The 22309-nt window shown below is 66.2% G+C and carries 16 protein-coding genes; 8 read left to right on the top strand and 8 right to left on the bottom strand.

Annotated elements, in window-relative coordinates:
- The first annotated feature begins 193 nt into the window (after positions 1-193).
- The 3 genes from ABIE65_RS19645 to ABIE65_RS19635 are packed head-to-tail and all read left to right on the top strand — an operon-like array spanning position 194 to position 3851.
- Entirely contained in the window at positions 194-1411 is a 1218-nt protein-coding gene (locus tag ABIE65_RS19645; protein WP_354080104.1) for an ABC-three component system protein, read from the top strand.
- Entirely contained in the window at positions 1408-1893 is a 486-nt protein-coding gene (locus ABIE65_RS19640) for a three component ABC system middle component (protein ID WP_354080103.1), read from the top strand. Before ABIE65_RS19645 ends, ABIE65_RS19640 begins: the two co-directional genes overlap by 4 nt.
- Complete coding sequence (locus ABIE65_RS19635; protein ID WP_354080102.1) at positions 1890-3851, top strand: DUF3732 domain-containing protein; 1962 nt, start codon at positions 1890-1892, stop codon at positions 3849-3851. The genes ABIE65_RS19640 and ABIE65_RS19635 overlap by 4 nt, the downstream gene beginning before the upstream one ends.
- A gap of 135 nt (positions 3852-3986) precedes the next feature.
- On the opposite strand, the gene ABIE65_RS19630 is transcribed toward ABIE65_RS19635, so the two are convergent.
- Entirely contained in the window at positions 3987-4367 is a 381-nt protein-coding gene (locus ABIE65_RS19630; protein ID WP_354080101.1) for a VOC family protein, read from the bottom strand.
- A 269-nt stretch (positions 4368-4636) separates the two neighbouring features.
- Positions 4637-5485, bottom strand: a complete 849-nt coding sequence (locus ABIE65_RS19625; RefSeq protein ID WP_354080100.1) for an enoyl-CoA hydratase/isomerase family protein — start codon at positions 5483-5485, stop codon at positions 4637-4639.
- A 401-nt stretch (positions 5486-5886) separates the two neighbouring features.
- On the opposite strand from ABIE65_RS19625, the gene ABIE65_RS19620 reads away from it, so the two are divergent.
- The 3 genes from ABIE65_RS19620 to ABIE65_RS19610 all read left to right on the top strand — a co-directional run bounded on the left by ABIE65_RS19620 (position 5887) and on the right by ABIE65_RS19610 (position 11701).
- On the top strand, positions 5887-8829 hold the full coding sequence (locus ABIE65_RS19620) for an FAD-binding and (Fe-S)-binding domain-containing protein (protein WP_354080099.1): 2943 nt from the start codon (positions 5887-5889) through the stop codon (positions 8827-8829).
- 567 nt (positions 8830-9396) lie between these two features.
- Positions 9397-9939 carry a TRAP transporter small permease subunit gene (locus ABIE65_RS19615; protein WP_354080097.1) on the top strand — a complete coding sequence of 181 codons (543 nt, stop codon included), beginning with the start codon at positions 9397-9399 and terminating at the stop codon, positions 9937-9939.
- Positions 9940-9946: 7 nt separating this feature from the next.
- Positions 9947-11701: a TRAP transporter large permease gene (locus ABIE65_RS19610; RefSeq protein WP_354080095.1), complete on the top strand. Its 1755-nt coding sequence runs from the start codon at positions 9947-9949 to the stop codon at positions 11699-11701.
- Between the two features lie 23 nt (positions 11702-11724).
- Here the strand turns inward: ABIE65_RS19610 and ABIE65_RS19605 are convergent, their stop codons facing one another.
- Positions 11725-12141, bottom strand: coding sequence for a response regulator (locus tag ABIE65_RS19605; RefSeq protein WP_354080094.1), 417 nt, complete (start codon positions 12139-12141; stop codon positions 11725-11727).
- A complete protein-coding gene (locus tag ABIE65_RS19600; protein ID WP_354080093.1) occupies positions 12141-15077 on the bottom strand; it encodes a hybrid sensor histidine kinase/response regulator in 2937 nt (978 codons plus the stop codon). The genes ABIE65_RS19605 and ABIE65_RS19600 overlap by 1 nt, the downstream gene beginning before the upstream one ends.
- A 159-nt stretch (positions 15078-15236) precedes the next feature.
- Here ABIE65_RS19600 and ABIE65_RS19595 point away from each other — a divergent pair, with 159 nt between their 5' ends.
- Complete coding sequence (locus ABIE65_RS19595) at positions 15237-16463, top strand: EAL domain-containing protein (RefSeq protein ID WP_354080091.1); 1227 nt, start codon at positions 15237-15239, stop codon at positions 16461-16463.
- Positions 16464-16471: 8 nt separating this feature from the next.
- Here ABIE65_RS19595 and ABIE65_RS19590 read toward each other — a convergent pair whose 3' ends face one another.
- The 4 genes from ABIE65_RS19590 to ABIE65_RS19575 form a co-directional block, all read right to left on the bottom strand.
- On the bottom strand, positions 16472-17239 hold the full coding sequence (locus tag ABIE65_RS19590; RefSeq protein WP_354080089.1) for an ABC transporter ATP-binding protein: 768 nt from the start codon (positions 17237-17239) through the stop codon (positions 16472-16474).
- Positions 17236-18933, bottom strand: a complete 1698-nt coding sequence (locus tag ABIE65_RS19585) for a branched-chain amino acid ABC transporter ATP-binding protein/permease (protein WP_354080088.1) — start codon at positions 18931-18933, stop codon at positions 17236-17238. Before ABIE65_RS19585 ends, ABIE65_RS19590 begins: the two co-directional genes overlap by 4 nt.
- A gap of 12 nt (positions 18934-18945) precedes the next feature.
- The gene (locus ABIE65_RS19580; protein ID WP_354080087.1) at positions 18946-19806 is read right to left on the bottom strand and encodes a branched-chain amino acid ABC transporter permease; all 861 of its coding nucleotides are present in this window, start codon (positions 19804-19806) and stop codon (positions 18946-18948) included.
- A 130-nt stretch (positions 19807-19936) separates the two neighbouring features.
- A complete protein-coding gene (locus ABIE65_RS19575) occupies positions 19937-21094 on the bottom strand; it encodes an ABC transporter substrate-binding protein (RefSeq protein ID WP_354080086.1) in 1158 nt (385 codons plus the stop codon).
- Between the two features lie 169 nt (positions 21095-21263).
- On the opposite strand from ABIE65_RS19575, the gene ABIE65_RS19570 reads away from it, so the two are divergent.
- Entirely contained in the window at positions 21264-22037 is a 774-nt protein-coding gene (locus ABIE65_RS19570) for an SDR family NAD(P)-dependent oxidoreductase (protein ID WP_354080084.1), read from the top strand.
- Positions 22038-22309: the final 272 nt, after the last annotated feature.

Genomic DNA, 22309 nt, shown 5'->3' with positions numbered 1-22309 from the left:
CACGGAGAGTGACGCGAAGGCGCTTCCAATGGCCAGCGCATACAATGCCATCGTTGCCGCGCTGGTAGGTGGCGACAGTATGACGCCGCTCGCGATCCATCTGAAGATCATCCAGTATATAGATGAAGGCGCCCTGCGTCGGCTCGCGGCTCCGCCACCTATGGTCAATCTATAACGTTCGAGTCACAGCACCATGAGCGGAGATCAACAGGGCGGAACACATGCGGCAGACGGCGCTGCGCTAGGATTCTGGTACCAGTCGCTTTATGCGTTGCTGACCCTGGTCGTGCAAACCACCGACGACGCCGCCATCGGCATCGAGCAATTAGACGATGTTGAGCTGACGGCCGATGGTCAGACACTGCTGTACCAGCTCAAGCACTCGATCAGCGAAGTCCCCCCTCCCATCAGCATCAAGTCCAGGTCGGTCTGGCGGACAATTAAGGTGTGGATCGATGCGCTCCCTTCGCTGACGTTAGCGGAAACTACACTCCATCTCGTGACAGTGGGCGGCATCGTGGCTGACGATCCGCTGGGCGTTCTCACCAGTTTGACCGACGACCGAAGCGGTCTGGTCGAGGCGATGGTCGGTGAGGCTGAACGGGTAAGGGAGGCCCGCGCGGCCGCCAAGAAGAGCGGCAAGACCCTTCCCTACGCTGATCGCGTCGATGGCTGTGAGGCTTTTCTGGCGCTGAGTGACACCATTCGCCTGAACCTGCTGCGACGCGCGCTAGTCAAGCCGGACAGCCCAACTGTGTCCGAGGTGGAGGAAAAAATTGCCGTGCGTCTTCATATCCTGCCTGCCGATCAGCGCGGCCCATTAGTCCAGCGGCTGGTCGGGTGGTGGGACCGCCAAGTGGTCTACTCGCTGTGTGGAAAGCGCGAGCGGATTATCACCCGGGTGGAGTTGCAGGCCCAGGTCAGCGCGATCGTGGCGGATCTCGACCAGGGTAAGCTCCTGCCCGACTTCGAGACGGTAAGCCAACCTGAGGACTACCAGCCAGACGGCATGCTCGCCCGCCAGATCGAGCTGGTGAAGGGTCGGAGGTCGGATCTTGAGAAGGCTATCCGCGAAGAATGGAAAGCGCGTGAGCAGCGGGCTCGCTGGATGGGCTCGAACCCCGGCATGGCCTCAAAGATCAATGACTATGACCTGGTGCTGCAGGAGCACTGGTCCGACCGGCACACGCAGTTGGCCGAGGACTGTGCGGAGTTAGATGATGACGGGAAGTGCGGCGCGGGACTTCGGCTTCTACGCTGGTCCCATAATGACGCACCGACAACTGTTCGTCCAATCGCTGACGGATGGGGTGCGGCTTATTATGTCCGTGGAAGCTACCAAGTACTCGCGGTCAACATGCGCGTTGGCTGGCACCCGGAATATAAATTACTGCTCCGTGGCCACGAATGAAAGTCGCTCACGATGTCTACGCAGAGACGAATCCAGCGTTTTGCACCTTCGTCCTGAGGGAGTTCGTGAAGAGTTACGTGTCCGTAAACTCGGCGGGGCCGGAGGTGCCGGCCGTCTATTTGTCTTTGCCCGTCGCGCTCTCCGGGGATCTTGCCGCCACGTTCGGAGGGACGAACAAGAACACCGGTTTGCTCGAATGGCTGGGGCGAAGTCCACAAGTTCAGATCGGGCTGGCTGACAGGCTGAACGCGTCCTTGAACATGGTCACCGATGCCGTTCGGTTCGGGTGCTTCACTGGGACAATCGCACTCAAGCCTGATGCACGTCTTCAGCTGGGCGGCGCGAAGTTCAAAAAGAGCGCGATCGGCATGCTCGACGACGCGGCTGCTCAGGCACTGAAGCGAAGCGAGCGTCTCGGCTACTGGTTCGCGATGGCCGGGTCGACGCGCAACGTTTTTGACATAATGGGATTGGCAGTATGATCCGCTGGAACATCGCCAGCATTTTCTTTCTCGGCACATCTGGCCAACGCCGGGAGATCACGCTCGAACCTAGCTCAATGAACATCATCACCGGCGCTTCCGGTACGGGCAAGTCGACTCTAATCAAGGCGATCGATTACTGCCTGGGGTCGAGCAAATGCGAACTCCCAGTCCATGTGCGCCGGCGCAGTTTGGCCGTCGGTGTGAAGTGGGTCGCCGGCGAGCAGGAGATGATCGTTGGCCGCCTGATGCCACCTGACGGGCAAGCGACGAGTACCCGGATGTTCGTCACGGCCGGCCGGAACCTCTCACTACCTGTCGTGGTCGATGATTTTGATGGAGCGACCACGGTGGAGGCAGCCAAAGCGTTCATCGAGCGGTCGTTCGGCATTGGCGATTTGGCGGGCGAGCCGGACGCCGCGGGCAGCGGACGAGGCCGCGCGACCGTGCGGCATGTGACGCCGTATCTCTTCGTCACAAAGGAAGTGATCTATAGCGAGTCCGTGCTGCTGCACGGTCTCGAGAAGCCGGACAAGGCGCGAGATATTGTCGCCAGCATGCCGTACTTCCTGCGCGCCACTGACGAAGCCAGTGCGATGGATGAGCGCCGACTGCGTCAGCTCCAGCGCTTGCTGGACAAGGAAGAGGCGCGAGGGCGCTCTCTTGCGGCGGCGGAGACTGCCTTGAAGCAGCGTGCGCTCAGTCTCCTCACCGAAGCCCATCGGATCGGAATCACGACGCCGCCCTCGCTCGAAGCCTCGGAGAGCGATCTGATGGCCGAGTTGAAGGCGGTTTCCAAGACACAGCTGGACGCCAACGCCTATCCGTCCGAAGGTGAACTTGGTGCCTTGCACGCGCGGCGCCGGGAGACGCTGTCCGAACTTGCCGCAGCAAGGCGGCGGTCGCAGGTGACACGGACGGCCCTTCAGGAAGCGACTGGGTTTGAAGGGGCGGTCACGCGTCAGCGCGGCAAGCTGATGCTTGCGGAGCACCTGCATCTGGGCGATCCAGCCAATGTTTGCCCAGTTTGCGACGCTCCGTCGGAGCGGGGTAGGCAAACTGCTCAAGCGCTTAAGGACACATTGGCCCAGGTCCGCGCGGAAAGCGTTGCGGTAGAACGCGTAAAGCCAAAGCTGGTTGAGCACGACCGAGTGCTCGGTGAGGAGACCGAACGCCTGAACGTCGAACTCCGGCGGATCGATGATCAGATTCAAACTTGGCTTCGTCAGACGGAGGAGACCCGTCGGCTTGCCGACCTCGCGCAGCTTCGTGCGCATCTGCTTGGCCGGATTTCATTCTTTCTTGAGGCAAGCGCTGACGAGCCGCGTCTGGCTTCCCGGGACTTGAGTGTGTTGCGCGCGGACATCGCGGAACTCGAAGGCCGGGTCGACCGTGAAGCAAAAGAAATCAAGCTGCGACGTGCGGAGGCAAAAATATCCCAGTTTGCATCGGACGCCTTTGCTGAATTGCCCACTGTGGCTCCTTGCATTGGATCAGAGCTCGATTTCTCTTCCCGGCAGCCGGAGGTCACGGTTATTGAGGCCGACAGTGGCACTATCTTGCGACTGCCAGATATCGGGTCAGATCAAAATTACCTGGCGATTCACATCGCCCTATCCTTTGCGCTTCAGCGCTATTTTGAAGTCGTCGCTGCCCCCGTGCCTGGTGTTCTGGTTCTCGACCAAATCAGCCGTCCCTATTTCCCCACAAGAGGCGAGGATGAAGACGAGGCAGAGATTGCTGGTGGGGAGGAGGACGAAGATGTTCAAGCAATGCGTAAGCACATCGCGTTTCTCTTCGCCGAAGTCGAGCGCTGCAGCGGGCTGCAAGTACTTCTAATTGAGCACGCCTATTTCGCGGATGACCCGCTTTATGTAGGCGCCACCCGCGAACGTTGGACCCGCGCCTCAGGGAAAGCCTTGATTCCGCTAGACTGGCCAACCCGCTATGGCGCTTAACCAACCAGCAACCCATCCGCTTCGGCCGGGCATGTTATCTTTCGCTAATTAAGCACGGTCTTGGGGTGGAGACCGTAGCGGACGGTGAGGAGCCGCCCTCCCGGACGGCCCCCGTCGCATCCTACCCCTTTATCCTCACTTCGCCGGCAGGCGGTGCAGCGCACACAGCTTGTTGCCGTCGGGGTCGCGGAGATAGGCCAGGTACATGGTGCCGCCGCGCACGCCCGGCGGGTCTTCGATGGACTTCCCGCCGGCGGCCACGCCGGCCTTGTGCCAGGCGTCCACCTGTTCGGGGCTGTCCATGGCGATGCCGATGGTGCCGCCGTTGGCGTGGCAGGCGGGCTGGCCGTCGATCGGCTTGGTGACGATGTAGCGGCCGCCATTGTGGCTGTAGATCAGCCGGCCCTTGGCGGTGTCCTCGGTCCCCGGCTTGGCGCCGAGCGCGCCGAAGGTGGCGTCGTAGAATTTCTTCGACCGGGCGAGGTCGTTCGTCCCGACCATGATGTGACTGAACATCGCGTCTTCTCTCCCTGTGGAGCGATACCCGCCGGCGCGGCGCGCGCGGGTGCCCCGAACGTTAATGCGGGGAGGGGTGGGTGCGCCAGGGGGGCTATAGGTTCGCACCTTCCCGGCTGGAGCGCAGCGGAACGCCGGGACCCAGAGCGGGCGCACCGACGCTTGCAGCCGCTCGCGATGCCACGGCGCGGGCTCTGGGTCCCGGCGCATCGCGCTGCGCGCTCGACCGGGAAGGTGGCGTGGGGGTGCTCCCCCACCTCCCGCGCCCCCTACATCCCCCGGAACTGCCCCTTCCGCTTCTCCATGAACGCCCGCCGGGCCTCCTTCGCGTCTTCGGACTGCTGCAGGATGCCGCCGGCGTTCGAGGTCATCACCATGGTGGTCTCCAGGCTGGTGTCGAGCGCGGCGCGCATGATGCGTTTGGAGATCCACTGCACCATCGGCGGGATCGCCATCATCCGTTCGCACAGGTCGCGGGTGAACGGCTCCAGCTCCTCGGACGCGACGAGGTGGTTCAGCATGCCCCATTCGTAGGCGCGCTCGGCCTTCAGCTCGCCGGTATAGGCGAACTCCAGCGCCCGGCCCAATCCCACCATCTTGGGCAGGTAGTAGGAGCCGCCGTTCTCGATGATCTGCCCGGCATTGTGATAGCCGATGAAGCGCGTCCGCTCGCAGCCGATGCGGATGTCGCAGTGCAGCGCCATGTCCATGCCGGAGCCGACGGCCGGCCCGTTGATCATGGCGACGGTCGGCTTGCGGATCAGCGAGATGTCGCGGTGCAGGTCGGTGAAGCCGTGGAAGAAATGCTGCCGCGCCGCATCCGGCCCCTCGTGGGCGCCGCGGGCGCCGGGGAAGTTCTCGCCGGTCACCTCGGGCGGCGCCTTCTGGCCCAAATTGGCGCCGGAGCAGAAGCCCTTGCCGACGCCGGTCAGCACGATGACCCGCACGTTCGGGTCGTCGTCGCCGGCGCGCATGTATTCGCCCACCTTGGCGACGGTGCCGTTCTCCTCGGCCGTGCCGACCAGGGCGTTCATCTTGTCCGGCCGGTTGAACTTGATCCACAGGATGCCCGACGGCTCGGGCTCGTACAGCAGATAGTCGACCAGTCTTGGTCCCATGGGCGTTTCTCCTCCCGCGACGATCGCGTGGGCGAAGTGTAGGCCGGGGAACGCGGCGGCGTCGAAGGGGGGCCGCCCGAGAGCGGTGCGATTGCATTTTTAGGACAAAAAGCACACATGCCGAATGCCCCCTCGGGAGACCCGCCATGCCGACCGCCGAATCCGCGCTTCACCCCCGCCGCCCAACGAAAAGGAACAAAAGGGAATGAACGGTAACCCCCGACCACGGCCTCCCGCCGGCCGCACCCACGAAACGGAAGGAAAGGGAATGAAAGGTAATCCTCCGCGACCGCCCCGACCGTGACGGCGGGCCTCGGACGGCGCCATCGCGCGCAATGGCCTTGGCGCCCGGTTTCCGCGTAGGATGGGCGACGGATCCGCAGAGAGATCAGGAGCTTGGCTTGCCCCAGGGAGACGCCGCCAGAGCCGCCGCCGCCCGACGCCGCGCCGTGAAGCCCGGCGACAGCCGACTGGCCCAGCGCCTGGCCGGCGCGGTGGAGGGGGAGGTGCTGTTCGACGCCTTCACCCGCGGCCGCTACAGCACCGACGCGTCGATCTATCAGGTCGAGCCGATCGGCGTGGTGCGGCCGAAGTCGGTGGCCGACATCGAGGCGGCGCTCGCCATCGCGCGGGAGGAGGGGTTCCCGGTCACGGCGCGCGGCGGCGGCACGAGCCAGGCCGGGCAGACGATCAACGAGGCGCTGGTCGTCGACACCTCGGCGCACCTGAACCGCATCCTCGAGATCGACCTGGAGGGGATGCGGGCCAGGGTCGAGCCGGGGGTCGTGCTCGACCAGCTGAACAAGGTGCTGCGGCCGCACGGGGTGTGGTTCCCGATCGACATCTCGACCGCCAGCCGCTGCACCATCGGCGGCATGGCGGCCAACAATTCCTGCGGCGCGCGCTCCATCCGCTACGGCAACATGGTGCACAACACGCGCGGCATCCGGGCGATCCTGGCGGACGGCGGCACCTACGACTTCGGGCCGGTGCCGGGGGTGCTGACCGGCGCCGACCTGCCGCCGCGCTACGCCGACCTGGTGCAGCGGGTGCGGGCCATCGCCGGGCGCGAGCGCGACGAGATCCGCCGCCGGTGGCCGCAGCTGCTGCGCAACGTCGCCGGCTACAACCTGAACACGGTCGACCCGGTCGGCCACAACATGGCCAGCCTTCTGGTGGGCTCCGAGGGGACGCTGGGTTTCTTCACCGAGGTCGAGGTCGACCTCGCACCGCTGCCGCCGCGCCGGGTGCTCGGGATCTGCCACTTCCCGAACTTCCGCGATGCGATGGCGGCCACACAATATCTGGTGACGCTCGACCCCGAGGCGGTGGAGCTGGTCGACCGCGGCATCATCGAGCTGTCGCGCGAGATGCCGCAGTTTCGCGCGACGGTCGAGCGCATGGTGCGCGGCGAGCCGGACGCGCTCCTGCTGGTCGAGTTCGCGGGCACCGAGGAGGCGCCGCTGCTGCGCCGGCTGCGCGACCTGGACCGCATGATGGGCGACCTGGGCTTTCCCTTCTCGGTGGTCGAGGCGGTGGAGCCGGGGTTCCAGGCGGCGGTCTGGCGGGTGCGCGAGGCGGGGCTCAACATCGTCATGTCGATGAAGGGCGACGGCAAGCCGGTCTCCTTCATCGAGGACTGCGCCGTGCCGCTCGCCGACCTCGCGGACTTCACCGACCGGCTGACGGCGGTCTTCGACAAGCACGGCACGCGCGGCACCTGGTACGCGCACGCCTCGGTCGGCCTGCTGCACGTGCGGCCGATCATCAACCTGAAGACCGACGACGGCACGCGCAAGCTGCGCGCCATCGCCGAGGAGGCGTTCGAACTCGTCCGCGAATACAAGGGCTCGCACTCGGGCGAGCACGGCGACGGCATCGTCCGCGCCGAGTTCCACGACCGGATCTACGGGTCGCGCATCGTCCAGGCCTTCGAGGAGGTGAAGGGCGCCTTCGACCCGACGAACCTGTTCAACCCGGGCCGCGTGGTGAAGGCGCCGCGCATGGACGACCGGCGCCTCTTCCGCTACGGGCCGAACTACAAGCCGCTGCCGCACGTGCCGGTGCTCGACTGGGGGGAGTTCGGCTCGTTCCTGGGGGCGGCCGAGATGTGCAACAACAACGGCACCTGCCGGAAGCGCGACGCCGGCGTGATGTGCCCGTCCTTCCGCGCCACCGAGGACGAGCAGCACCTGACCCGCGGCCGTGCCAACACGCTGCGCCTGGCGCTCTCGGGCCAGCTCGGCGCCGACGCGCTGACGTCAGACGCGATGTACGACACGCTCGACCTCTGCGTCGGCTGCAAGGGCTGCCGCCGCGAGTGCCCGACCGGCGTCGACATGGCGAAGATGAAGGTCGAGTTCCTGTTCCACTACCGCGCCCGGCACGGGCTGGAGCTCAAGGACCGGCTGGTCGCCTTCATGCCGCGCTATGCCGGCAAGGTGGGGCGGGTCGCGGCGCTGCTGAACGGTGCCGCGCACCTGCCCGGCGCACGGGCCATCGGCGAGAAGCTGTTCGGCTTCGCCGCCCGGCGCTCGCTGCCGCACTGGAGCGGGCGGCCGTTCCGCGCCGGTTCCGACCCGGCGGCGATCGTCGGCGACGGCCGCGACGTGGCGCTGCTGGTCGACACGTTCAACCGCGCCTTCGAGCCGGACAATGCGCGCGCCGCGGCCCGCGTGCTGGAGGCCGCCGGCTATCACGTCCACTATCCGAGCGTCGCCGGGGAGAGCCGGCCGCCCTGCTGCGGGCGCACCTTCCTGTCGGCCGGTCTGGTGGACGAGGCGCGGGTCGAGGTGCGCCGCACGCTGGACGCGCTGCGGCCCTATGTCGAGGCGGGGGTGCCGGTGGTCGGGCTGGAACCGGCCTGCCTGCTGTCGCTGCGCGACGAGTTCCTCTACCTGACGCCCGGCGACGAGGCCGCGGCACTCTCCGCGCAGGCTTTTCTGTTCGAGGAGTTCCTGCTGGCCGAGCGCGCCGCCGGCCGGTTCGACCCGGACCTGCGGCCGCTGAAGGCGACGCGCGCCCTGATGCACGGCCACTGTCACCAGAAGAGCTTCGGCCTGTTCGAGGGTGCTGCCGACCTGCTGCGCATCGTCCCCGGCCTGACGGTCGAGACCGTAGAGTCGAGTTGCTGCGGCATGGCCGGCTCCTTCGGCTTCGATGCCGGGCACTACGACGTGTCGATGAAGATGGCCGAACTCAGCCTGCTGCCGGCGGTGCGTGCGGCGGACGAGGACACCATCCTGGTCGCAGACGGCACCAGCTGCCGCCACCAGATCCTCGACGGCAGCGGCCGCGAGGCGGTGCACGTCGCCCGCGTGCTCGAAAGCGCGCTCGCGCGCTGAGGCCGCGGTGGTCTGCGCCTGTTCTTTGACCGCGCCCGAAAAATGAGCAAAGCGCCGTCGCGGGGCAGGTCGAAACACGTTGCGGATGCACGGGAAGCGATTCTTCAACTCGCTGAATTCTCAGCTATCCGATGTGTCCGAAAGCGATGCATGCACGGTCGATATTTCTGTTGCACGCGCCTTGCGCTTCATGATCTCTTTTTGCCCAGCCGTGGGGGCCGATAATAAAAAAGTAATCCCTCGGTCATAACGTGAAGGGTGTCGACGGCCGAGGGGGTCTAACGGAATTCAAGTCCGGGGAACTACGGACGGCGCGCGCGAAGCAGCCCCTGCAAGGCGCGCCCCCATTGTCTCGGTGGGTACCGACTATGCCGGCAACGTCCGCCGGCGGTGACGAGGCGAAAGTGACGTGACTTCCCGGTGGAGAGAAACCGGACGCTCTTCGGAGCAAACTAAATCCCCGGGTGGCCGCCCGGGGATTTCTGTTTTGTGGCGTCCGGCTTTCCGATAGCCTTTCGTCTGTGCCCGACAAGGCGCCAACGAGACAGCAACTTTGGGAGGGCCGGCGTGCGGGTGCTCGTCGGATTTGTCCGTGCGGTCGACGGACTGAATGAATGGGCCGGGCGGATCATGGCGTGGCTGACGCTGGTCACCGTGCTGGTCTGCGCAACCGTCGTCCTGCTGCGCTACGCCTTCTCGATGGGCTTCGTCTGGCTGCAGGAACTGTACGTCTGGACCTACGCGCTGGTCTTCATGCTGGGTGCCGGCTACACGCTCAAGCGGGGCGGGCACGTCCGGGTCGACATCGTCTACGCCAACATGTCCAGGCGGGCGCGCGCGCTGGTCGACCTGATCGGCACGCTGCTCTTCCTGCTCCCCTGGCTGGCCGTCGTCGCCTTCGTGTCCTGGCCCTATATCGGTGCCTCCTGGGACATCTTCGAGGCGTCGGCGCAGACAGGCGGCATGCCCGGCCTGTTCCTCCTGAAGACCGCTTTGCTCGGTTTCTGCGCCCTCCTCGGCCTGCAGGGGCTGGCCGTCGCGGCGCGGAGCCTGCTGGTCCTGAAGGGCCGCGAAGACCTTCTGCCGCCTGCCGACGAAGCCAGGGCGTGACCGCAGCATGAGCAGCGCCCTTATCGGCGAGATTCTCGCCGTCGCTCTCTTCGTGTTCACGGTTCTCGGCGTTCTCATCGGCTATCCGGTGGCGTTCACGCTGGCCGGGATATCGTTGATCTTCGCCGTCCTCGGCAACGCGCTCGGCGTGTTCGACTTCTATTTCCTGAGCGGACTGGCCTCACGCTATTTCGGCGTAATGACGAACGAGGTGCTCGTCGCGGTGCCGCTGTTCGTCTTCATGGGCAACGTGCTCGAGCGGTCGAAGATCGCCGAGGAACTGCTCGAGACCATGGGCCAACTCTTCGGGAGTCTGCGTGGCGGCCTCGGCATTTCCGTCGTCGTCGTCGGTGCCCTGCTCGCGGCGTCCACGGGCATCGTTGGCGCCACCGTCGTTACGATGGGCCTGCTCAGCCTGCCCGCGATGATGCGTGCCGGCTACGATCCCAAGCTGGCGACCGGCATCATCTGCGCCTCCGGGACGCTCGGGCAGATCATCCCGCCGTCGATCGTGCTGATCTTCCTGGGCGACCTGCTGTCCGGTGCGAACACGCTGGCCCAGATGTCCAAGGGCAACTACAGCGGTGAGCCGGTGTCGGTGGGCGATCTGTTCGCCGGCGCCTTTATTCCCGGCTTCATGCTGGTCGGCATGTACATTCTCTACGTCGTCGCCATGGCGGTCCTGCGGCCCTCCAGCTGCCCGCCGCTGGTGATGAGCGTGGAGGAGAAGCGCACGCTGAAGTTCCGCGTCTTCTCAACGCTCTTTCCCCCGCTCCTGTTGATCGTCGCCGTCCTCGGCTCGATCCTTGCCGGCATCGCCACGCCGACGGAGTCGGCGTCGATCGGCGCCCTGGGCGCCATGGTCCTGGCGCTGGCGAAGCGCCAGTTCGGACTGCGGGCGCTGTTCGAGGTGATGCGTTCCACGCTGATGATCACGGCGCTGGTGTTTGTGATCGTCCTTGGGGCGTCGCTCTTCTCGCTGGTCTTCCGTGGCCTCGGCGGCGAGGAACTGGTCCACGACGTGCTGAGCCGCATGCCGGGCGGTGCCTTCGGCGCCGTGCTGGCCGTGATGTTCCTGATGTTCATCCTCGGCTTCTTCATGGACACGTTCGAGATCATCCTGATCGTCGTGCCGATCACGGCGCCGGCAATCCTGATGCTCGACGTGAACCCCATCTGGCTGGGCGTGATGATCGGCGTCAACCTGCAGACCAGCTTCCTGACGCCGCCCGTCGGGTTCGCGCTCTTCTATTTGCGCGGGGTGGCGCCCGCGAGCATCACGACCGGCGACATCTATCGCGGCATCATTCCTTTCGTGGCATTGCAGATCGTGGCACTCGGACTGCTCTGGACGTTCCCGCAACTGACCACTTGGCTGCCGAGCAAGGTGTTCGGCCAGCCGGCAGCCGCGGTCGGCGACGGGACCGGGCAGGGTGCGCCGGGGCCGCTCGACGGGCTCATGCATCAGGGCACCCCGACCCTACCCCCGGGACGGTCGCCCCTGGACGATCTGCTGAAACCGATGCCGGATCCGTCCGGGCAGGGCTCGGGGAGCGTGCTCGACAATCTGCTCAGGGCGCCGGCCACGATGCCTGGCGCGCCGTCCCCGGCCTCCCCACCGGCTCCGCCTGCGGCACCCGCGGAGCGAGGCGGCAGTGTTCTGGACCAGCTCATGCGCCAGGGCGGCGCGTCGCTGCCGTCCGGAAACGACCAGGTACTCGATCGGCTGTCGCCGGCGCCGGAGGCCGCTCCGGCGCGGTGACGCGCCGCCTCGCCGGCCCAAGCCTAGGCCAGCAGCTTCCGCAGGTCGGCGACGCCGATCGGCTTCACGACCGACGTTACCTCCATCAAGCCGTGCGCCTCGGCAAGAACCGCTCCCATGGTCGCGTACATCGGATTGAAGCCGGTCATGACGATCAGCTTGATGTGCGCTTCCCGGGCTATGAGCCAGCGTATCAGCTCGATGCCGTCGATTTCCGGCATGACCACATCGAGAATCACCACGTTCGGGTCGAAACGCTCGAACGTTTCCGCAAACTCGCGCGGCAGGGTGAGAACCTCCACCTCGTAGCCTTCACCCTCGGCAATACGCCGGACGAAACGCGCGAAAGCGGCTTCGTCGTCCATGACGAGCAGGCGTCTTGCGGTCGGTTCGGGTGTCGGCGCTGCGCCCCCGGCGGCCGGATCCGGTGCGTCGCCCATCATTTCGTCTCCCCTTCGGCGAGCAGGCCGTGGACCTGCTGAAGCAGTTCTGCCCGGCGGAACGGCTTGTTCAGCAGCCGCGCATCGGGCGGCAGCGCTTCACCCCTGGCGACGGCATCACGCGAATAGCCGGACATGAAAAGCACTTTGGCGTGGCAGCCGCGCGCCGCCAGCCCGGCAGCGAGTTTCACTCCGGTGGTGCCGCCCGGCAGCACCACATCCGTGAGCAGCAAGTCGGGTTTCAAGCCGTCGGTGATCCGGCGCATTGCCTCTGCGGCGTCGCCAACCTTGACGACCCGGAACTCCGCACCTTCGAGGGCCCGCACGATCCATCGCGACACTTGTTCGTCGTCTTCCACGACCAGGATGGTGCGTCCGCCTCCCTTCATCCCGAGCGCCTCGTCCTTCCCGCGTGGACTCGATCGAAATCCACCGCAGGGCAAATAGAGCCGTACTATGGTGCCGCGGTCAATCTCGCTATAGATGCGCACATGCCCGCCGGACTGCTTGGCGAAGCCATACACCATGCTCAGTCCAAGGCCGGTGCCGCTGCCGGGCTCCTTGGTCGTGAAGAAGGGGTCGAAGGCCTTGGCCAACACGTCCGGGGGCATGCCCCGGCCCGTATCGGTGACCGCGATCATCACATAGTCGCCGGGGACGACCTCCTGGTTCACTGCGGCGTAGTCGGCATCGAGTTGCGCATTCGCCGTCTCGATGAGGAGAGCGCCACCCTCGGGCATCGCCTCGCGCGCATTGAGCCCGATGTTGAAGAGCGCTGTTTCCAGCTGCCCCTTGTCGACGAAGGCATGCCAGAGGCCCGGGCCGTGTGACACCGTGATCTGGGTCGCCTCCGTGAGGGCGGGTCGGAGGAGGTCGACGACACGGTCGGTCAGCGTTGCGATGTCGACCGGCTGTGGCTGCTGCGGGTGCAGTCGCGCGAAAGCCAGCAGCCGCTTGGTCAGCTCGGCGCCGCGCATCGTCGCGGTCAGCGGATCCGCGATCAGTTCCCGAAGGTCGAGGTCGGTGATCTGCTCGTCGAGCAGCTCCAGGTTGCCGAGGACAACCGCGAGGATGTTGTTGAAATCGTGAGCGATGCCCCCGGTCAGCTGGCCCACGGCCTGCAGCCGCTGGGCATGTCGCAACTGTTCCTCGGCTTCGTGCAGAGCGGTCGTGTCCTCCTGGATCGCGACGAAGTGCGTGATCCGGTCGTGGCGGTCGTGGATCGGTGCGATCACTTGGCCAGCACGGTAGAGCGTACCGTCCTTGCGCCGGTTGACGATAGGGCTGCGCCACACGCGGCCGCTCGTGATCGTATCCCAGAGGTCCTGGAAGAAAGCGTCGTCGTGCTGTTCTGACCTAAGAACGCTCAGCGTCTCTCCCACCACCTCTTCACTGGTGTAGCCGGTGATCCGCTGGAACGCCGAATTCACGTACTCCACCTTCCCCTGGGCATCGGTGACGACAATCGCGCTGGCCGCTGCTTCGACAGCGGACTCCAGCAGGCGGATTCTCTCCTGAGCCTTGTATCTGGCGGTTGCGTCCCGCATTACCCCGACAAAATGGCTAACGCGACCTGTTTCGTCATGAATCGGCGAGATAAGGAGGTCGTTCCAGTAGCACTGGCCGTTCTTTCGATAGTTGAGGATCTCGCCGGAGAATGTCTGGCCGCCGGCGAGCGACGCGCGGATCGCCGCGACTGTCGCCGGATCCGTCTCCGGTCCCTGAAGGAAGCGGCAGTCGCGGCCGACGATTTCCTCTTCGCCATATCCGCTGATCCGCAGGAAGGCCGGATTGACGAAGATGATGGGGCTGTCGGTCTCGCCCCTGGCTGCGATGCAGATTCCGGTCGGTGCCGCCGCCAGTCCGCGGTCGCGTAAGTGGAGCATCTCGCCGATCCGTCGGCGCGCGAGCGTCTGCCGCACTTCCGTGGCGACGACCTCGACGAGCGCCTTTTCTTCTTCGAGAAACGGCTCGCCGGTCGGGCCGCCGATCGGCGGCTTGTATCCGAGTTCGAGAAAGCCCGACTGGTCGGCACCGCCGATCGGCTCCCGGAGTACCGGTCCGGCGGCGGGATGCGGAGGGGCATCCTGGGATGGCTCCGACCCATAGGTCCGCCCGTCCAGTGTGAGGCGAACGGCAGCAGCGTCGGGATAGCGGAGTCCGCTGGCCAGTGCCGCCACCACGCCGTCCAGAAGAGCCTCGAGCGGCATGTCGGGCTGGTTGCACAGCCGGAGGATCCGGTCGAGGCTCTGCATCTCCTTGACCCGCTCTCGGAGGTCGGCCGCCGTTTCCTGTAACTGGGCCTCACGCGTTCGAAGAGCCTGCTCGGCGGCGTCGAGATCGGTCATGTCGCGGGCGACGACGAGGATCGCACGGCGGCCGGACAGTGTGATGCAGTGGCTTGTGAGGCTCACGCGCATCGAACGGCCGTGCCGCGTGCGGTGGCGTGCGTGCGTCTCCCGCTGCAATCCCTGGCCGCGGCTTCGCAGTGCGATGCGAAGTTCTGCCCGGTCTTCCTCGGGATGGAGGTCCGGCACCGTCATGCGCAGGAATTCGTCGCGTGACCAGCCGTAGCGCTCCGTCGCCGCCTCGTTGACGTCGCGATAGGCGAGTGTGTCCGGGTCGTAGACCCACATCGCCTCGGGGTTCTGCAGGAACAGTTCGCGCGCCGCGTGCCGGCTCTGCTTTAGCCCCGCGGTGTAGTCCTCCGCCTGCTCGTTCATCCGGCGCAGCAGGGCGTACAGAACCGTGCCGGAGAGGATGATGAAGACGATCCCCTTCCACGTTCCGACCGTTCCCGCCACCTCGCCGAAGGCGTCTGCGACGAAGGCGTCGGAGACTAGGATATAGGCGGTCCCGGCGACCAGGTAGCCGAGCGTGATCGCGGCCGGGCCGATCCGGCGGCCATCCTCGTTTAAGCGCTCATCCGTCGGCATGCGCGACGCTGTCCCCCTTCGCCGGCGATCTGCAAGTATGGCGCGAATACCTGCACTGTTGGAACGCAAACCTTTTTCGCAAAAGGCGCCGCGGTTTACCGTCTGGTAACCGTGCCCCCTCACTCTCAGGGACCGACGTGGATAGGGGTAAGAGACGAGATGCCGGTGGTCTCAGCCGAAAGTGCAGCGCGGCCGACACTCGTCGTCCTGGACGACGACCCGACGGTCGCGCGCTTCGTGGGCCGAGTGGCCGAGGCCCAGGGTTTCGACATCGTCGCGCACACATGCGCGGCAGCGTTCGCCCGCGACGACCGCGTTGCGGGCGCATCCCTGCTGCTGCTCGATCTCGACCTCGGCCACACCGATGGTGTTCGCGTGCTGCGCGATCTTGCGAGCAGCGCCTCGACCGTTCCTGTTGCGGTCATGAGCGGCAGCGACGACAGGCTCGTCGGGATCGTCGAGCAGATCGGCCGCTCCTACGGGTTGCGCATGGCGCCCCGCCTGCCGAAGCCGATGCGCCCAAAGCAGATTCGCAACGTTCTCGCCCATGCACGCGCGGCGTGCGACAGGCCCGCAGGCTGCCTGTCCACCTATGAGGAACTCCACAGGGCCCTGATCTCCGGTGAGATCGTCCTGCACTATCAGCCGAAGATCGACCTGCGCACCGGTATGCTAGCCGGTTGCGAAGCGCTCGCGCGGTGGATGCATCCCGAGCGCGGCATGATCTCGCCGGGCGAGTTCATTCCGATCGCCGAACAGACCGGGCTCATCGTGCCGCTCACCCGCGTCGTGCTCGATGTCGCGGCGCGGCAGGCGGCAGAGTGGCGAGCCGCGGGCTGGCAGGCACGTGTCGCGGTCAACGTACCTGCCGACATGCTGACGGACCTCGAGCTGCCGGACCGCATCAGGGCCCTGCTGGCACGTTACGGATTGCCGGGGGAGGCGCTGTCGATCGAAGTCACCGAGTCGGAGGCGGCGCGCGACCTACTGAACGCGATGGATGTGCTGGCGCGGCTGCGCCTGATGGGGCTCGGCCTGTCGGTCGACGACTTCGGCACCGGCCACTCGTCGCTGGTCAAGCTCCGCGACCTGCCGTTCGACGAGGTGAAGATCGATCGCTCTTTCACCGCCAGGATCGAGGAGGATCCGCATACCCGGGCACTGACCCGGGCGACCATCCAACTCGGGCACTCGCTCGGCATGCGGGTCGTCGCGGAGGGCGTCGAGACCCAGGCGGCGTCGGACTGGCTGAAGCGCAGCGGCTGCGACGTGGGGCAGGGCTATCTCTACGGTCGGCCGGTCGCCCCCGCCGCGTTCGACTGGAAAGGCGGGCGCATCCCGGCTGCGAGCCCGGATGCCCCGGTGTCGACGCGACCGGCGGCCTGACCGGCCGGTCAGAACAGCTTCATCAGCTCCACGCGGTCTTCGAGCGGCGCCGGCGGCCCGTCATAGACCTTCTGCCCGGTCTTCAGCACGACGACCCGGTGCGCCACCGGCAGGCTGTACTTCACGTTCTGCTCGACCATCAGGATGGCGGTGCCGAACTCGCGGTTGACCGTGGCGATGCTCTCCATCACCCGCCCGACCAGGTTCGGCGCGAGGCCGATCGACGGTTCGTCCAGGACGATGACCTTCGGCTCGTGCATCAGCGCCATGCCGATCGCCAGCATCTGCTGCTGGCCGCCCGACATGGTGCCGCCGATCTGCGCCGCGCGCTCCTTCAGGATCGGGAAGAGCTGGAACACCGTGTCCAGCGTCTTGCGCACGCGCGCCTTGTCGGTCACCGCGAAGGCGCCGAGTTCCAGGTTCTCGCGGACCGACAGTGAGCGGAAGATGCCGTGCCCCTGGGGCACGTAGGCGATGCCGGCGGCCACGTTCTCGGCCGGCTTGCGACCCGTGATGTCGCGCCCCTGGAACAGCACGCGGCCGGCGGAGGGCTTGATCATGCCGAAGGCGGTGGCGACCAGCGTCGTCTTGCCGGCGCCGTTGTGGCCCAGCATCAGCAGGATCTCCCGGTCCTGCAGGGCCAGGTCCACGCCGTGCACGACCGCCTTCTTGCCGTAGCCGGTATGCAGGCCTTCGACGGCGAGGACGGCGGTTCCGGTCGGTCCCGGCGCCGCTGCGCGTGCCGGGTCTGCGGAGGATTGGTGGGCGGCGGTCATCCGAAATACCTCTGCGCCAGCTCCGGGTTGCGGGTCAGCTCGTCCGGCGTCCCCGTCGCGATCGTCCGGCCTTCGTCGAGGAAGACGGCGACGTCGCACAGGGTTTTGATCACGTCGAGATTGTGCTCGATGATGCAGACCGTCTTTCCGTTCTCGGCGAGGCGGCGGAAGATCGGGAAGATCTCCTGCAGCGTCGTCGGGTCGAGGCCGGAGAGCGGCTCGTCGAACAGCAGCACCTCGGCGCCGGTCGCCAGCAGACGGGCGACGACGAGCAGCTTCTCCTCCGCATAGGACAGGTCCTCGGCGCTCTCGTGCGCCTTGTCACGCAGGCGGACGAACGCGAGGATCTCCATCGCGCGGTGGTAGTTCTCCTCCTCCTGCCGCTTGATGCGGGCGGGGCCGAGGAACACCGCGGCGATGGAATCGCCGGACTGGTGCGGCAGCGCCACCAGTACGTTCTCCAGGACCGTCATTTTCGTGAACAGCTTGAGGTCCTGGAACGAGCGGGCCACCCCGGCCTGCACCAGCTGATGCGGCTTCAGGCCGCTCACCGGCCGGCCGCGCAACTCGATGGTGCCGGCATTCGGCTGAAGGAACCCGGTCAGCATGTTGAAGGCGGTGGTCTTCCCGGCGCCGTTCGGGCCAATCAGGCCGGTGATGACGCCGCGCTTCAGGTCGATGTCGAAGTTCCGCACCGCCACGATGCCGCCGAAATTCTTGGCGAGCCCGCGGGCGCGGATGGTCACGTCGTCGCCGGGCGCAGCTGCGACCGGACCCAGTTCCTCCGTCGCATGCGCATCCGTCCGCTCCCGCCGGGCGACCCGGGGGGCGGTGCGGTGTTCGCCCAGGATGCCCTGCGGGCGCACCAGCAGGATGCCGATCAGGATCAGGCCGTAGATGACTTGGCGCATCTTGTCAGCGACGTCCGGCGACATGTCGACGAACTTCAGCGCCTCGGGCAGGAACACCAGCACGATGGCACCGATGATCGATCCCCAGAGGTTGCCCGTGCCGCCGAGGATGACCATCGCGAGGATGTAGATCGTCTCCTCGATGGTGAAGCTCTCGGTGCCGACGAAGCTGATGTAGCGGGCCAGCAGAGAGCCGGCGACGGCGGCGAGGCCGGCCGCGATCGCGAAGACCGCGACCTTCATGTAGACGACGTTCTTGCCGATCGCTGCGGCTGCGGCCTCGTTCTCGCGCATCGCCTTCAGGGCGCGGCCGAACGGCGAGCGTGCGATGCGGAAGGTGATCGCGGCGCAGACCACGGCGGCGACCGCTGCCAGCGGCAGGAACGTCTGTGGGCTGTTGAGGGCCACCCCGAACAGCTCGATCTTCGGAATGCCGGCGATGCCGTCCGGTCCGCCGGTGAAGTGGCCGCCGTTGAGCAGCACCGCCAGCACGATCACCTGCAGCGCCAGCGTGACGATGACCAGATAGTGGCCTCCGATACGCATCGCCGGTATCGCCACCAGGGCACCGACGCCGGCCGTCATCGCGACGCCGATCAGCAGCGGCAGCGGGAAGGGAAGGCCGTACTGGGTCGTCAGGATGGCGGTGGCGTAGGCGCCGAAGGCATAGAAGGCGGCGTGGCTGAGGGCGAACAGGCCGGCGAAGCCGATCAGCAGGTTGAAGGACGTGGTGAGAATGACGTAGAGGCACGCCATCACCAGGACGTGGATAAGGTATTCCATGGTGCGTGTGCCTCAGGTGCCCTTGAAGAGGCCTTGCGGCCGAAACAGCAGAACCAGGAACAGGACGAAGAAGGCGATCGTCGACTGCCACTCCGTCGGGATCTGCCACATGCCGACATTCTCGACGAGGCCCAGCAGGAAGCCGCCGATCACGGCGCCGATCAGCGATCCGACACCGCCCACGACGACCGCCAGGAAGGCGACGAACACGGCGATGAAGCCCATGTTCGGCACCCCGCCGTCCTTCATCAGGATGAGGATGGCCGGTATGGCCGCGATGGCCGAGCCGAGCGCGAAGACCAGCATCGACACCTTGCCGGTATCGATCCCGATGACCCGCGCCATGTCGGCGTTGTCGGTCATGGCGCGGACAGCCTTGCCGTAGCTCGTCAGCCGCAGGAAGGCCGCCAGGGCGCCGCCGACGACGATCAGTGCCGCGATCTGCCAGAGCTGCAGCTCCGTGAAGACGACCGGGCCGAGCAGGAAGATGTCGGGGCTGACGTCGACGACCTTCTTGTCGGTACCAAAGGCGATCCCGACGGTGTTCTCCAGAACGATGAACAGACCGAGCGATGCGATGAGCACGACGAAGGTCGGCGCCTGCCTGTCGACGAACGGTTTGTACAGAAGCAGGTAGCTGGCGACGCCGATCCCGGCGGCGATCAGGATGCCGCCGCCCGCCGCGGCGATCAGCGGCAGGCCGAGCAGTGCCACCAGTGCCCAGGTGGCGTAGGCGGCCAGCGTGTAGACCGGCCCGTAGGCGAAGTGGACGATCCCGGTCGTGCCGAAGATCAGCCCGAAGCCCAGGCCGAGCAGGGCGTAGTGGCTGCCGTTGACGACGCCGTTGACGAGGAGCTGGAGGAAGAGGTCCATGCGCGCGGGTCTCCGGCGGACGAGCCCCGTCTATGGATTGGGGGCCGCCGCCGTGAAGGGATGGGGCGGGACGGGTTCGTCCGTCCCGCCGGATACCGTGACCGCGTACGGCGGTCGGGTACCGTGAGGATCAGTTCTTGACCTGGGTCTCGACGAACTTGACGAAGGTCTTCTCGCCGTCCTTCACCTCGAACAGCCCGACGCGCTTCGCTGCGACGCCGTTCTCCTGGAAGGTCATCTTGCCGCCATAGATGCTGTCGAAGGTCGGGTCGGCCTTCAGTTCCGCCATCAGCTGCGCGCCGGTCGGGTTCTTGATGCCCTTGTCCTGGTTGCGCTTCAGCAGCTCGGCGATCACGTAGATCCCCTCGTAGTAGTTGGCGGCATAGAAGTCCGGCTCCTGGTCGAACTTTGCCTTGTAGTCGTCATAGAACTTCTTCGCTGCCGGATTGTCGTCTGTCGGCGCGAAGTAGTCGTTGGTGAACTCGAACCCGTCGGCGAGCGCGCCGGCGACCTTGGCATCGTCGGGCGTGAACTCGATGCCGACCGCCGGCATCTTCATGCCGAACTCGCGGATGCGCTTGATCACCGTGCCCGCCTCGGGCCGGAAGACGCCCAGCATGATGACGTCGGGGTTGCTCGCCCGGATCTTGGCGATCTGCGTATCGACGTTCGCGGCGCCCGGAACGACGACTTCCTCGGCGACAACGGTGTTGCCGAGTTCGGCCCAAACCTTCTTGGAGATCTCGCGCACGCTGTCGCCGGCGTCGGTCTTCCAGGCGATGATCGCCATCTTCTTGAGGCCGCGCTCGTGCGCCCGGAGGGTCATGCCGCGCGCCAGGTCGCTGGCGAGCGAGCGGTTGTGCACGAGATACTTGGACGCGCCGATCAGCGAGGCGGAGACGCCGCCGCCGTTGATCAGGAATATCTCCTTCTCGTCGGCGATGGGCGCGATCGCCAGGGTCGGCGGCGAGAAGGAGGTCTGCACCGCGCGGACGTTGTGGATGTTCAGGAGCCGGTTCATCGCGGCAACCGCGGCCTGGGCGTTGCCACTCTTGTGGTCCTCGATGAACAGTTCCAGCTTGGTGCCGTCGACGCCGCCGGCGGCGTTGATCTCCTCGACGGCGAGCTGCGCGCCACGGCTCATCACCGTGCCGTAATAGTTGCCGGACCCGGTCATCGCCAGGATCGAGCCAATCTTGTAGCTCTCCTGCGCCGATGCGGGCGTGCTGGCGCCGGACGTGACGGCGAACGCCGCGGCCACCGCCGCGACAGTCAGAAACCTTCTCATATTGGTCCTCCCGGAGTCGGCGGCTGCGCACGTTCGTCGAGGGCCGCGCTCGTTGCGGCAATGCTTAACCCAGCCGCGGCGGGCGTGGCAATGTCCGTGCAAAGCTGCTACCGCTTGCCGCCGGAAGGGCCGGCATCGGCGCCGTCCCGATCAGTGCGGGAGGACAAAGATGGACAATCCCTACAGCCTCGAGGGCCGGCGCGTCCTGGTGACGGGCGCGGCGCAGGGGATCGGACGCGAGGTGGCACTGCTGGTGACGCGCCTCGGCGGCAAGGTGGGGGCGATCGACCTCAACGGCGATGCGCTGAAGTCGCTGGCCGAGGAGACCGGCGGTGCCCTGCGGACCTTCACCGGCAGCGTGACCGACCAGTCCTTCATCGACGCGGCGGTCGAGGACATGGTCAAGGAATGGGGCGGGGTCGACGGCCTGTTCAACAATGCGGGCATCGTCCGCGCCGCCATGATCCACAAGATGACGCGGGCCCAGTGGGACGAGGTCATCGGCGTCAACCTCACCGGCGTGTTCCTGGCGCTGCAGTCGGTCGGCCGGCACATGATTCAGCGCGCCGAGAGCGGCGAGAGCGGCGTGTGCAACGGCCAGATCGTCAACGTCTCGTCGATCGCCGGCACGCGCGGCACGATCGGGCAGATCAACTACGGCGCGGCGAAGGCCGGCGTCCTCGGCATCACCATGAGCGCGGCGCGCGAATGGGCGCGCTACGGCATCTGCGTGAACGCCGTCTCGTTCGGCACCGTGGTGACGCCGATGACCGAGGTCGTCCGCGGTCCGAAGTTCGCGGCGCAGACGCTCGCCTCCATCCCGCTCGGCCGCTATGCCGAGACCAGCGACGTGGCGCCGGGCATCTGTTTCCTCATGGCGCCGGGCTCGACCTACATCACGGGCAAGAACCTCGTGATCGACGGCGGCATAACCGCGATGTGAACTTTTTCGAAAAGAGTGCTGGACAGGGAAGGGGCCCACGTCTACATACGCGGCTCCCGACGACGGGGCGCCACCGAGCGGCGCCGCAGACACCGGGAAAGAAAAAAGCCTCTTGACGGGGCGGCGGCAAACCCCTAAGTTTGCTGCCCGCTCACGAAGCGGACCGCCGGTGAAAATCGGCTTTGCTGTTGAAAAAGTTGATAGAATGGAAGGGATGCGCGGGCGGCGCTGCGTCGAGCGATCGGCGTAACGGTTCGTCATGCGTATCCTGG

It is taken from the genome of Constrictibacter sp. MBR-5, assembly GCF_040549485.1.
Classification (GTDB): Bacteria; Pseudomonadota; Alphaproteobacteria; order JAJUGE01; family JAJUGE01; genus Constrictibacter.
This window is presented reverse-complemented; position numbering and strand designations above follow the sequence as displayed.

Bases quoted from the DNA above. Each gene is read 5' to 3' on its own strand.
- ABIE65_RS19645 (WP_354080104.1), top strand. From the start codon at position 194: ATGAGCGGAGATCAACAGGGCGGAACACATGCGGCAGACGGCGCTGCG.
- ABIE65_RS19640 (WP_354080103.1), top strand. From the start codon at position 1,408: ATGAAAGTCGCTCACGATGTCTACGCAGAGACGAATCCAGCGTTTTGC.
- ABIE65_RS19635 (WP_354080102.1), top strand. From the start codon at position 1,890: ATGATCCGCTGGAACATCGCCAGCATTTTCTTTCTCGGCACATCTGGC.
- ABIE65_RS19630 (WP_354080101.1), bottom strand. From the start codon at position 4,367: ATGTTCAGTCACATCATGGTCGGGACGAACGACCTCGCCCGGTCGAAG.
- ABIE65_RS19625 (WP_354080100.1), bottom strand. From the start codon at position 5,485: ATGGGACCAAGACTGGTCGACTATCTGCTGTACGAGCCCGAGCCGTCG.
- ABIE65_RS19610 (WP_354080095.1), top strand. From the start codon at position 9,947: ATGAGCAGCGCCCTTATCGGCGAGATTCTCGCCGTCGCTCTCTTCGTG.
- ABIE65_RS19605 (WP_354080094.1), bottom strand. From the start codon at position 12,141: ATGGGCGACGCACCGGATCCGGCCGCCGGGGGCGCAGCGCCGACACCC.
- ABIE65_RS19600 (WP_354080093.1), bottom strand. From the start codon at position 15,077: ATGCCGACGGATGAGCGCTTAAACGAGGATGGCCGCCGGATCGGCCCG.
- ABIE65_RS19595 (WP_354080091.1), top strand. From the start codon at position 15,237: ATGCCGGTGGTCTCAGCCGAAAGTGCAGCGCGGCCGACACTCGTCGTC.
- ABIE65_RS19590 (WP_354080089.1), bottom strand. From the start codon at position 17,239: ATGACCGCCGCCCACCAATCCTCCGCAGACCCGGCACGCGCAGCGGCG.
- ABIE65_RS19585 (WP_354080088.1), bottom strand. From the start codon at position 18,933: ATGGAATACCTTATCCACGTCCTGGTGATGGCGTGCCTCTACGTCATT.
- ABIE65_RS19580 (WP_354080087.1), bottom strand. From the start codon at position 19,806: ATGGACCTCTTCCTCCAGCTCCTCGTCAACGGCGTCGTCAACGGCAGC.
- ABIE65_RS19575 (WP_354080086.1), bottom strand. From the start codon at position 21,094: ATGAGAAGGTTTCTGACTGTCGCGGCGGTGGCCGCGGCGTTCGCCGTC.
- ABIE65_RS19570 (WP_354080084.1), top strand. From the start codon at position 21,264: ATGGACAATCCCTACAGCCTCGAGGGCCGGCGCGTCCTGGTGACGGGC.